The 12,053-nt window shown below is 70.7% G+C and carries 8 protein-coding genes; 7 read left to right on the top strand and 1 reads right to left on the bottom strand.

Annotated features, from left to right (window positions below):
• Nucleotides 1–186: 186 nt before the first annotated feature.
• From WME90_RS10655 to WME90_RS10625, 7 genes are all read left to right on the top strand, one after another.
• On the top strand, nucleotides 187–1,308 hold the full coding sequence (locus tag WME90_RS10655; RefSeq protein ID WP_437280981.1) for a DUF4419 domain-containing protein: 1,122 nt from the start codon (nucleotides 187–189) through the stop codon (nucleotides 1,306–1,308).
• Between the two features lie 144 nt (nucleotides 1,309–1,452).
• A complete protein-coding gene (locus tag WME90_RS10650) occupies nucleotides 1,453–2,706 on the top strand; it encodes a hypothetical protein (RefSeq protein WP_437280980.1) in 1,254 nt (417 codons plus the stop codon).
• A gap of 51 nt (nucleotides 2,707–2,757) precedes the next feature.
• The gene (locus WME90_RS10645) at nucleotides 2,758–3,852 is read left to right on the top strand and encodes a hypothetical protein (RefSeq protein WP_437280979.1); all 1,095 of its coding nucleotides are present in this window, start codon (nucleotides 2,758–2,760) and stop codon (nucleotides 3,850–3,852) included.
• 25 nt (nucleotides 3,853–3,877) lie between these two features.
• Nucleotides 3,878–6,304 (top strand): DUF2169 domain-containing protein, encoded by a 2,427-nt coding sequence (locus tag WME90_RS10640; RefSeq protein ID WP_437280978.1) that lies wholly within the window; start codon nucleotides 3,878–3,880, stop codon nucleotides 6,302–6,304.
• Nucleotides 6,301–8,037: a pentapeptide repeat-containing protein gene (locus WME90_RS10635; RefSeq protein ID WP_437280977.1), complete on the top strand. Its 1,737-nt coding sequence runs from the start codon at nucleotides 6,301–6,303 to the stop codon at nucleotides 8,035–8,037. The genes WME90_RS10640 and WME90_RS10635 overlap by 4 nt, the downstream gene beginning before the upstream one ends.
• A 10-nt stretch (nucleotides 8,038–8,047) precedes the next feature.
• A complete protein-coding gene (locus tag WME90_RS10630; RefSeq protein WP_437280976.1) occupies nucleotides 8,048–8,716 on the top strand; it encodes a DUF3540 domain-containing protein in 669 nt (222 codons plus the stop codon).
• A gap of 12 nt (nucleotides 8,717–8,728) precedes the next feature.
• On the top strand, nucleotides 8,729–9,835 hold the full coding sequence (locus WME90_RS10625) for a S41 family peptidase (RefSeq protein WP_437280975.1): 1,107 nt from the start codon (nucleotides 8,729–8,731) through the stop codon (nucleotides 9,833–9,835).
• Nucleotides 9,836–10,002: 167 nt separating this feature from the next.
• On the opposite strand, the gene WME90_RS10620 is transcribed toward WME90_RS10625, so the two are convergent.
• Nucleotides 10,003–12,027, bottom strand: coding sequence for a hypothetical protein (locus WME90_RS10620; RefSeq protein ID WP_437280974.1), 2,025 nt, complete (start codon nucleotides 12,025–12,027; stop codon nucleotides 10,003–10,005).
• Nucleotides 12,028–12,053 lie beyond the last annotated feature (26 nt).

Here is a 12,053-nt window from a genome sequence, read left to right as displayed (position 1 = left end):
GGGCAGAACCCGGTCAGAAACCGGAGCGACGCGGCGCCCCCGGGCCCAGCCGTTCGACGCCGCGCCACGCCGCGCTACCGAGGTGCGCGGCGCGACGCCGCAGGTTGTCTCGCGCGGCGCCCTCGTGTACGAAAGGACAGCGTCCGATCACCACGGCGCCCCGCAGGACCAGGAGGACGAGGTCTCATGAACGTCACGACGATCGCCGTTGCCGATGTCGAGCCCGCGACGGCGCCGTTGCCCGGATTCGATAGCGAGGCCGCGGTGCAGAGCCTGCTGGTCTCGCCGATCGAGGCCTCCTACCGCCACCGCTTGCCGCTCGTGGGGCGCACGGACCTCCACCCGCTCGTCCAGGCCGCCTATACCGCCTTCACCCAGCGCTATCCCCTCGTGCTCTCGCCCGACGTGGTCTGGCTCTGCCTGGCGCGCGGCTTCACGTTCCACCTCGCCGCGAACGACGAGCACCGGCGCCGCTTCCTCCCCGACGATCACGAGTTCGAGATCGTCGTCGATCGCCCGGACTTCACCCTCGGCGAGGTGAACCCGTGGCCAGCCTTGTTTCCGGACTTTTCCAGCCAGGTTTCGGCGCGGGTCGGCTCGCTGCGGGACCTCGTGACTTCCAATTTCTCCACCACGGGGCCGGTCGAGCGGGTGTCGTCGGAGCTCACGGTCGCGACCCCGCTCGCGCCGCACTACGAGTGGGAGCCGCCGTTCCCGGGCGATATGGTGTTCCCGCAGCGCGGGATCCCGCGCGTGTACCTGCTCGGCACGTCCGACGACTGGCGCTGGGTGCGCCAGCGCGTGGCGATGCTCGGCTCCGTCGGGCAAGATCGCTGGACCCGCGCGCTCCTGCCCGTGCTCGACCAGATCGCCGCCTCGGCCGAGGGGCGCGCCGACACGATGTTCTGGCGCGCGTTCTTCAGGTACGAGAACGCGGCCGACGAGCTGACCGGGTGGATCCACGTGCTGTTTCCCTACCTGCGCGCCTGGCCCAACGACTACTTCGCCCCGAATCCCTATCTCGATACCTGGCACGAGCGATGGCTAGCGGCGGAGGCCCGGAGCGACGCGCTCGGGGGCCTCGGGAACCCGCAGGGTCCCGGGCTCGCCGAGCTGCCGCCGGGCCTGACCAGCGCCCAGCTGCGCTTCATCGACGGGAGCAGGCAGGAGCACTCCATGGATTTCATCAGCGGCCTCATCGGCGTCTCGCAGGACCCGCACTCCCTCGCGCTCCTCCCGGAGTTCGTCTGGGCCATCGCGCGTCAAGCCCCCGAGTCGGCGGAGCAGCGCCCCGCCGAGGCCTCTTGAGCCACGCGGCCCCGTGAGCCGCGCGCTCCAGCGGGACGACCGCGGCGAGCGGTTCGGCGTGGACGGGCGGCTCCCCCTGACATAGGATTGTGACGTCCGCCGCACGGCGACGCCATGCGTCGTCCATCACGCTCGGAGGCTCCAGTGCCCGAAGGCAAGTTCGCTCTACTCGAAGTACCGGATCTGAACGGCGGACAGCCTTCCTATCTGCGCCTCGGGACCGCCGCGCCGCTCGGCGAGAGCGCGGGTGACGATCTCGCCGAGCGGATTCAGACGTTCACCGACGACGACCGCAAGCGGGACGGCTCGCCCGATTTCGTGCCTGTGGGCGAGCGAAAGGCCGAGACCGCGAAGCTGCACACGAAGGGCGGCTGGCGCGATCACTCGGACGGCAACCGGATCTCGACGACCAAGGGCGACAAGGTCGAGGTGATCGGGGGCAATTACCGCCTGCTCATCCTCGGCAACGGCGAGCACCAGGCGGGCTGGGACATCTCGGGAGGACACATCACCGAGGTCAGCGAGACCTTCGGCGGCAGCACCACCATCGAGTGGGTGCAGAACTACGGCGGGACGTGGAAGGTCGTCGAGACGACCGTCAAGGGCGAGGTGCACACCACCTACCACGGCGATGTCTACGACTTCTACTACGGCAAGCGCAAGGAGAGCCAGACCGGGACCGACACGTTCCCCACGCTGGTGGTCACCGACGACTGCATCGACGACTCGAACCCGCCCTCGCCCCAGTCGATCCCGACGGAGAACCCGACGATCGTCGACAGGACGTGGGCGAAGAGCATCGCGTCCTATACCGGCTCGGAGAAGCTGCCGATCCCCATCATCACGGACGAGACCTGGGCAGAGACGATGGTGTCGAAGACAAACGCCACGTCGATGACCGACGACACGATCGTGAAGGAGGCGTCGACCTCCACCATGAAGGCCGGGTCGATCTCGTCGTCCACCACGGTCAAGGGCACCATGGAGGACGCGACCGAGGCCGACATCATCAAGAGCAAGACGAAGGCGAGCAAGATCATCTCCGAGACCCGCGCCGACACAAAGGACGAGATGTACGGCGACGCCGACTCCTACACGAAGGGCGACAGCAAGACCGTTGTCGATGGGATCGAGACCACGATCAACTACGACCTGGTGACCGAGGTCGTCCTGGGGGCGATGGTCGAGGCGACGCTCGGCGGGGAGGCGACCTGCACGGTCGGGGGCACGGTCGAGCTGACCGTCGGCCCCAAGGTGGAGCTCAGCATGACCGCGAGCGTCTCGCTCTCCGTCGGCCCCAAGGTGGAGCTCGGGACGTCGAGCACCGAGATCCACACGAGCAAGACGGAGCTCGCGCTCACCGACACGAACGTCTCGCCGATGCACCTCTTCTTCTGAGGCCCGAGCGGGGAGCGCCACGCCCCGCTCCCCACCGGATACGGAGCCCCCATGGCCGGAGAAGGCAAATACGGTATCCTGCACGTGCCCGAGTTCGACGGCGGCATGTCGTCCTTCTTGCGCATCGGCGCGACCGCGGACGACGACCACACCTGGCGAGATCACACCGACGGCAACCGGATCACGACGACCCGAGGCGACAAGGTCGAGGTCATCGGGGGGACCTACAGCATGAAGGTCCTCGGCCGCCGGCAGTTCGAGGCCAGCACCGAGGTGGAGGACGGGCGGGTCAAGGAAGGCGGCATCACCTTCTACGGAAAGAGCGATATCGACTTCGTGCAGGGGCCCCGCGGCCAGAGGAGGATCCGCGAGGCGACCGTGAAGGGCGAGGTCCACACCACCTTCCACGGCGATGCTACCGAGTTCCATTATGGCAGCCGGCTCGAGAGCGTCACCGGGGACGAGAACGCGCCGTCCCCGATCAAGGACTACCCGGAGGTGATGACGGAGAACCCCACGGTCGTCGACAGGACATGGGCGAAGAGCATCGCGTCCTACACCGGCTCGGCGAAGCTGCCAGTGCCCTCGATCTCCAGGGAGACCTGGGCGAAAGAGATGGTATCGAAGACGCGCGTCAAGACGACGACGGACGAGACGACCGTCGAGGGAGCGTCGCGCTCCTCGATGAAGGCCGGGTCGATCTCGTCGTCCACCACGGTCGAGGGCACCATGGAGGACGCGACCGAGGCCGACATCATCAAGAACACCACGAAGGCGAGCAAGATCATCTCCGAGACCCGCGCCGACACAAAAGACGAGATGTACGGGGACGCCGACTCCTACACGAAGGGCAACAGCAAGACCGTGGTCGACGGGCTCGAGACCACGATCAACCTCGGCATGGTGAACGAGGTCGTCCTGGGGGCGATGGTCGAGGCGACGGTCGGCGCGGAGGCGACCCTCTCGGTCGGGGGCACGGCGACCGTGACGATCGGCCTGGAGGCGTCCGTCAGCGTCACGGCGACGCTCGAGGGCAGCGTGGGCCCCTCGCTCGAGATGGCGCCGGCCGTGCAGCAGTTGTTCCTGAACCTGACAAAGACCGCGCCCGTCCGCACGAACATCGCGGCGGTCCACCTCATGGTGTGACGCGCAAGCGCAGCGAACCCGACGGATGGCGAACAAGAACCTCACCCCTTTCCTCTTCGGCAGCAAGCTCACCTCGCGGAGGCCCCCGCAGCCGGAGGCGACCCTGATCGTCCGAGCGAAGTTCACGCTCAGGCCCGGAGCGCCGCTCTCCCTGCCCGAAGGCCACCCGGTGCTCGCGCAGGAGACGCTCCGGGGCGACCTGTTCCACGACGACGACCACGACCAGACGGGCGAGTGCCTGTATCCGAGCGATCTCGCGGACTACAAGCCCCACGCGGACGTCTTTTTGCTCGGCACGTGCCACACGCCGGGCAAGGCGCGCATGACCGAGTGCCCTGTGCGGTTCGGCGTCGGGTCCTGGTCCAAGATCCTCCGCGTGGTCGGCGATCGCGTGTGGATGGATGGCCTGCTCGGGCCCGCCATGAGCGATCCGGTCCCGTTCGACCGGATGCCCCTCGGCGATCGGCGCAGCTTCGGAGGGCCAGAGCACCCGCTGAACCCGGTGGGCAGGGGCCACGGGACGCGCGAGCTGCCCAACGTCGAGAACGCGGACGACCTCCTGCTGTCGCGCTCGGATCGGCCTGCCCCCGCGGGCTTCGGGCCCCTGTCGCCCAACCGGCCCGACCGGCGCGCCCGGCTCGGGAAGAAGTACGGCAAGTCGTACCGCGAGCAGCGGGCGCCGTATTACGCCGAAGATTTCGACTGGACCTACTTCAACGCGGCGCCGCCCGACCAGTGGCTCCCCTACCTGCGCGGCGACGAGGAGCTCCTGTTCCAGAACCTCCACCCGGACGCGGAGGTCTTCCGGTCGCGGCTGCCGGGGCTCCGGATCCGCGCCTTCGTGAACGACGCGGACCGCGGGTTCCGGGAGGTGCCGATGCACCTCGACACGCTGCTCGCGGACCTGGACAAGGAGGCCCTGTTCCTCACCTGGCGAGGCCTCACGGAGGTGACGGACGACGACGTCTCGATCGTCACCACGCTCATCGCCTCCGAGCCGCTCGACGGGCCGTCGCTGCCGGAGGCGCACTACCGGGAGATCCTCGCGCGGTTCGAGGCCGATCCGCTCGAGATCGAGGAGCGGCTCTCGCCCGAGCTCAAGGAGGAGTGGAAGGCGCTGCAGGCCTTGCAGCGGAAGGGCGACGACGCGGCGCCGCCCGACGCGTCGGGGCTCGACCCGCTGTCGGCGCTGCTCAAGGCGCGGCTCGGAGGCGCCGCCACGCCGCAGCAGGACAAGATCCGCCGGGCGATGGCGGGGCTCGCGGGCGTCGCGTTGCCGGGGGGGAAGGTCCTCGGCAGCGTCATCGCGGAGGCGCTGCGCAACCTGCCGAAGGCATCGCAGGCCCTGCCGCCGCCGATCGTCGGCGCGTCGCCCTCGGTGACGGATGCGACGCTCCGGACGGCGTTCCGGCGGGTCGCGCGGGCGGTCGAGGAGGCGAAGGCGCTCGCGACCGCCCGCGGGGCCCAGGTCCCGGCGCTCGCGGCGTGGGACAAGCTCGCCGCCGATCCGGCGCTCTCGTCGATGGGCCTCTCCACGGCCCCGCCCCGCGCGCCGGGGCAGCTCGGGCCGGGCAGCGACCTCTCCGACCAGGATCTCTCCGAGCAGGACCTGAGCGGCCGCGACCTGACCGGCGCGAACCTGAACGGCGCCCTGCTCACGGGAGCGAACCTCCGCGGGGCGAAGCTCGCGCGCGCGACGCTGAAGAAGGCCGTGCTGTTCGGCGCCGATCTGAGGGACGCGGACCTCACCGGGGCGGACCTGAGCCTCGCGACGCTGCAGAGCGCATGGGCGGAGCGCGCCGTCTTCCGCGGCGCGACGCTGGACGGCACCTCGTTCGACGGCGCGCGGCTCCAGGGGGCCGATCTCTCGGACTCCCAGGGGACGCAGCTCGTCCTCTCGCGGGCGGACATGACCGGCGCCGCCGCGAGGGGTGCCAGGTGGGCGACGGCGTACCTGGAGGGCGCCGTGCTCGAGCGCGCGGACCTGTCGAACGCCTCGCTCACGCGGTCGTTCGTGTCCAAGGCCAGCGCGGCCTCGGCCACGTTCGCCGGCGCCACCCTCACCGGCACGAGCTTCTCCGCCTCGGACCTGCAGAAGGCGGTCTTCACGGGCGTGCGCGGCGACGGGAGCATCTGGCTGGGAGCGAACCTCTCCGGCGCAGACCTGGGCCACGCCTTGCTGACGAGCGCCCACTTCACGGAGGCCACGGCCGAGGGGGCGAGCTTCTTCGGAGCCAACGCGCGCGGCGCCCGGTTCTACCGGACGAACCTCACGCGGGCCGATTTCACGCGGGCCAACCTCTTCGACGCGGACCTGCACAAGGCGCTCGTCCCGGAGGCGAAGTTCGTCGACGCGAACCTCTACGATGCAAAATTCTACCAGACCGCGGGCTCCGGCTGCGATTTCAGGGGGGCGAACCTGAAGCGGTCGACGCTGGAGCGGGATCGATGACCCCGGACGAGCTGAGGGCGCTTGTGCAGGCGGGCGAGCCGCTCGAAGGCAGGGCGCTCGGTGACATGGATCTGCGGGGGGCCGACCTCCGCAAGGCGCGGCTCCGCGGCGCGAAGCTCGGCCGGCTGGCGCTCGAGGGCGCGGATCTCTCGGGGGCCGACCTCCGCGGGGCCCAGATCGCGTGGTGCGGGCTCCGCGGGGCGGACCTGTCGGGCGCCGATCTGGAAGGGGCCGCCGTCGCCCAGAGCGATCTCTCCGGCGCGAACCTCTCGGGCGCGAACCTCACCGGGGTCCGCATGGTCCGGGGCCAGCTGGGCGGCGCCGTTCTGAGCGGCGCGCGGATCGAGGGGGCCAACCTGGCCGAGTCGAGGCTCGCGGGGGCGCAGCTGCCCGGGGCGACGCTGGCGAACGCGCGGCTGGACCTCGCCGATCTGTCGGGCGCCTCGCTCGACGGCGCGACGATCTCGCGCTGCTCGTTCACGAGGGCGGACCTGTCGGGCGCCTCGCTCGCGCAGGCGCGGATCGAGGGGTCGTCGTTCGCGGAGGCGAACCTCCGGCGGGCCGATCTGTCGGGCGCCGAGATCGACACGGTGGTGTTCCTGAAGGCCGATCTCCGGGAGGTGGTGCTCCCGAAGAAGCTGACGAAGGTGGTGTTCGACGGCGCGCGCCTCGGCCAGCCGGACCTCTCCGGGGCGGATCTCGCGGGCGCGGCGCTGGAGGGGATGGACTTCGCCGGGGTGAGCTTCGAGAACGCGAACCTCACGCTGTCGTCGCTCCAGGGCACGGACCTCCGGGGCGCGAGCTTCCGGGGCGCGACGCTCGACCAGACGTCGCTCGCGGGCTGCGATCTCACCGGCGCGGACTTCCGGGGCGCGGTGCTGAGGTCGTGCATGCTTCACAAGGCGCGGCTGCCGGGCGCGGACCTGTCGGGCAAGGACCTCGAGATGGTGGTCTTCACCGGGGCCGATCTCTCGGGCGCCAGGCTGTCCGGGTCGAGGCTCGTGCGGTGCATCCTGGAGGGGGCCGATCTGAGCGGCGCGGACCTGACCCGCGCGCTCGTGTCGCAGACCTCGCTGAGGAGCGCGCGCGTGGAGGGCATCACCTTCGAGAAGGCGATCTTCGATTGCGTCGATTTCTCGGGCGTGGATCTGACCCGCGCGTCGCTCTCCGGGCTGAGCATCTCCCGGTGCTTCTTCGCGCTCGGCGACCTCTCGGGGATGGACCTCTCGGGGTGCAACTTCTCGAACAGCGATTTCACGAAATGCAACCTGGAGCGCGTGCGGCTCGAGGGCGCCATCCTGACCAACGCGAACTTCAAGGAGGCGAACCTGCGGCACGCCACCCTGTCGGGCGCCAACGCGAAGGCCGCGTTCTTCGGCGAGAGCGTCCTCGCCGGCGCCGTGCTGAAGCAGGCGATGCTCCGCAACGCGATCTTCGTGAAGGCCGATCTGTCGGGGGCGAACCTCGCGGGGGCCGATCTGCGGGAGACGCTGTTCACCGAGGCCCGCGCGGCCGAGGCGCTGTTCGTGGGCGTCAAGTTGCACCACGCGGACCTCTCGCACGCGGACATCTCCGGCGCCGACTTCTCGGGCGCGGACCTGTTCTGGGCGAACCTGCACCATGTCCGCGACGAGAAGACGCGCTATCTCGACGCGAACCTCGCCACGGCGAGGCGCACGGACGTGGATCGGCTGGAGGCCGAGGCCTGGATGCCGCCGGAGCGGCGCTCGTAGAGGAGGAGCCATGTCGATGGGAGCCATGAAGGAGAGCGATCGCGCGGCGGCTTTGCTGGCGGCTGCGCCGGTGAGCCAGGGGCCCGCCGCGCGCGCGAGCGGCGCCGCGGACCTGCCCCGGATCGGCCTGGCGAGGGCCGACGGAGGGAGCCAGGGCAAGGCCGCGGCGCTGCCGGGGGAGTACCTGGGGCCGGGCCGTGTCACCGCGGCGGAGGGGGGCGCGATCACGGTGGAGCTGCCGGGCGGCCAGCCTGTCGCGGTCGAGATGGCGCTCGCGCTGCCTTACACGCCTGCCCTGGAGGACACGCTGCTCGTCATCGGGCGGGAGGAGCGCTACTACGCCATCGGCGTGCTCCACGGGCGGGGGCAGACGGTCCTGTCGCTCCAGGGGGACGTGGCGCTGCACGCCAGGGAGGGCGCGCTCTCGCTGTGCGGCGACAAGGGGGTCGAGATCCGGGGGCCGGAGCTCGAGGTGCAGGCCGGCAAGATCCGGATGGTGGCCGACGCCGTGGTCCAGAGGTTCACCTCGGTGGTCCAGCGGGTGAGCGCCCTGCTGAGCGTCCAGGCGAGCGAGTCGCACACGGTGGTGGAGAAGACGTCGTTCACCAAGGCGAAGAACGCCACGATCCTGACCGAGGAGACGGTCACGGTGAACGGCAAGCAGATCCTCTTGGGATAGGAGGCCGCCGCGATGTTCATTGCGAACAACAAGGGGGCCGGCCTGAGCTTCGGCCTTCCGGACGTGTGCCTGTCGCCCATGCTCGGGCCGTACCCCTTCCCCGATTTTCACCCGAACGCGACGATGTTCCCGTTCTCGTTCAACGTGTGGCTCTCGATGTTGCCGGCGCTGAACATGGCGTCCGTCTCGCCCATCACGCAGGGCGATCAGCTCGGCACGCTCCACCCGACGTTCATGGGGCAAGGGCGGCACACGATCGGGAGCCCCACGACGCGCATCAACGGCCTCCCCGGCACGTCGCTCCTGAGCCCGAGGATGGGCAACAACTGCAATTGCCCCCTCGGCGCGCAGGTGGTGCCGAGCTTGGACAACACTCTCTACGGGTACAACGGGGGAAGCGACGGCGGCGCCACGCGCGACGTGAGGAGCGCGGGCGGCGCGCGATCGGCCGGGGCCGCCGGCGCCTCGCCCCTGGCGGACCTGGGCGCGCTGGGCGCGTCGCTCCATCCGTGCGGGGGCGCGTCGCCCGTCGAGAGCGCCTGGCTCGGGCAGGGGGTCGGCTACCTGCGGATCCGCCGCTTCTCGCTGGACGTGCCGGCCCGGGTCCACACGGCGATCGGCGCGCTCGCGGCGGAAGGGCTGGCGACGCTCATGCTCGATCTGCGCGACAACCCCGGAGGAGAGCTCACGGCGTCCTTCGAGCTCGCGGGCGACTTCCTGGAGCCGGGGAGCGTCGTCGGGCGGGCGATCGACGCGGACGGCGACGAGATCGTGTACCGGTCGAGCCACCGGAACCCGTGCCGCGTGCCGCTCTGGATCCTTGTGGATCGCGGGACGGCGTCCGCGGCGGAGCTCTTCGCCGGCTGCCTCCAGTGGCACGGGAGGGCGGTCGTGGCGGGGGAACGCACGTACGGGAAGGGGACGGCGCTGAAGGTCGTGGCGGATCCAGAGGACCACGCTCCGGTGCTCGCGCCGGCGGCGATGATGGTCCTGCCGGGCGGAGAGCCGATCCACGCGACGGGGATCCGGCCGGATGTCGAGCTGGGGGGGAACGAAGGGACTGATCCAGGCGGGGAGCGGCGAGCGCTGATGGACTTGATCGCCGGCGCGAAGACCTGAGCGAAATCCGCCGCACGGCACAGGGCATACCCTGAAGCATCACCTCGAATCATTCGGAAAAATTCACAGGGAGGCGGGGAGACGGAGAGTGAGATTTCATCAATCTCCCTGTCTCACCGTTCCCTGTTCAATTCCCTGCTGACAATGCAATGAAGTGAGGCGATTCGTCAGGGGCGTACCGCGAGGTACACCGTGCTCCAGAGCTGCACGGCGTTCGACTCGTCGTGGTGCGCTCGCTCCGCGCCGAAGGGGACCAGCTTGTAACAGCCGCCCTCGAAGGCCCAGCTCCAGAGCTCCCGCGTGCTCGCCTCTCGCGTCGCCTCGATCACCTCCCAGAGCGCGCGCCGCGCCCGCTCCAGCGCGCCCCGCGCGCGGGGCGGGAGATCGCCGCGGCCGAGCTGCCGGTCGACGCCCGCGGCGAGCATCGCCTGCTGCCACGACCACGTGACCGTCCCGTGGTAATGGGCCGACGTGAAGTCCCTCCGCATCGCCGGGTCCGGCGCGAACGCGGGGTTCGCGACAAGGATCCCGACCGGCGTCCGCAGGCCGGCCGGGAACGGGCGGATCAGGCGGCCCGCGATCTCCTCCAGCGCCGCGGGCGACGGCTCGGTGAACAGGAGGACGAAGCTGTCGTCGGAATGCATGATGGGGATCGGCTTCCCCGCCCCGTCGAGCGCGACGGCGGGAAACGAGAGCATCCCCGAGAGCGACTCGAGCGCCGGCGCCGCGTCGATGCCCAGCGACTCCGCATAGGACGCCACGCGCCGCCTGGCCTCGTCCTCCGGCAGCTCCACCCGGAAGAACACGCCGGCGTCCTTCCACGCCCGCGCTAGCCGCTCCGCGCGGCCGGCGCGCTCCTCGTCCGCGCCGAGCAGCGGGCTCGCGAGCAGCCGCGCCGAAGCGCGGAGCGCGGCCGGCACCAGCGCGGCGTTCACGTCGTAGGGGATCCGGCCGCCCGCGAGCCCCTCGTGGCTGTCGCGCCACTCGCCCACCGACGCTCCGGCCTTGAGCGCGACGAGCGCCCTCGGATCCCCCGCCTCGGCGAACGGGGCGGCGAGGTGGAGCACGAGCGACACGTTCCGCGCGAGCGCCTCCGCATACGTGTCGCCGCCCGGCGTCCGGCGCGCCAGGAACTCCGCCGCGCGCTCCCGGCCGGGCGCGCTGTCGAGGAGATACGCGGCGGCCACCGGCGCGAGGAGGAAGTCGCCGTCGATCATCTTGTAATCGTAGATGGGCTCGCGCAGCCTCTCGGCCTGGCCCGCCGCGAGGTGCGAGAGCGCCGCGTACTCGCCGATCTCCTCCTCGTGCGCGACCTCTCCGTCCAGGCTCAGCCGATCGAGGACCGAGCCGATGCCCGCCTCGACCACCGCCGGCTTGAGGACGGGCAGGAGCATCCTTACCGCGAGCAAGGTGTCCCGGCCGAAGTACGTAAGGAAACGCCAGGACCCGGCCAGCAGCTTCTCGCGGTACGCGAGGAAGCCGAGCGCCTGCCGGTCGCGCGGGTCGTCGACGGCGCGATCCGTCACGAGCTCATCGAGGGGCACCGGGGTGAGCGGCGCCTCGTCCGAGAGCGCCGTCACCCGGACACGGAGGCCGCTCGGCCCCGCCGAGAGCTCGATCCGACCGTCGCCCCCGAGCGCGGCCGTGGTGCCGTCCTGCGGCTCGACGAGCAGCTCGAGGTGATGGCCGTCCAGCGTGGCGCGCCGCACCGCGATCGACGCCCCCTGCGGCGAGGCCACGGCCTCCACGTCATTGCCGAGCCAGGCCGGAACCTCGGCGTCGCGCCCCACGTCGCGGAGCGTACGGATGCTCCCGAGGAGGACCCGATGGACACGCAGCGCCGGGGCGGTGCTCGCGAGCAGCGCCGAGACGCCGCGCATGGCGCCGGGCCGCTCCACGCGCTCCACGCGCTCTACGCCGGAGACGTCCCCCTCCACCGAGAGCTCGACCGGCGCGGGCAACGCGTCGAACCACACCGCGATTCCCATGTTACCTGCTGGGAAAGCGACGATGAGCCGCGGCGACTCTCCCGACGTCGTCAAGACATGGGCGGCGATATGACCACGACGGAAGAAATGGTTGTCTATCTGGCCGTCTTGCAGATTGAAGGCCAAGAGCTCAGGCGGCGGCGCCGGGGGCGCCTCGCCGCGCGGCTCCCCGGAGACGCAGGAGACGGCAAGAAGCGTGGACAAGGTGATTCCCCTCAAAAATCGCGCGG

The sequence above is a fragment of the Sorangium sp. So ce375 genome (genome assembly GCF_051473855.1).
Classification (GTDB): Bacteria; Myxococcota_A; Polyangia; order Polyangiales; family Polyangiaceae; genus Sorangium.
This window is presented reverse-complemented; position numbering and strand designations above follow the sequence as displayed.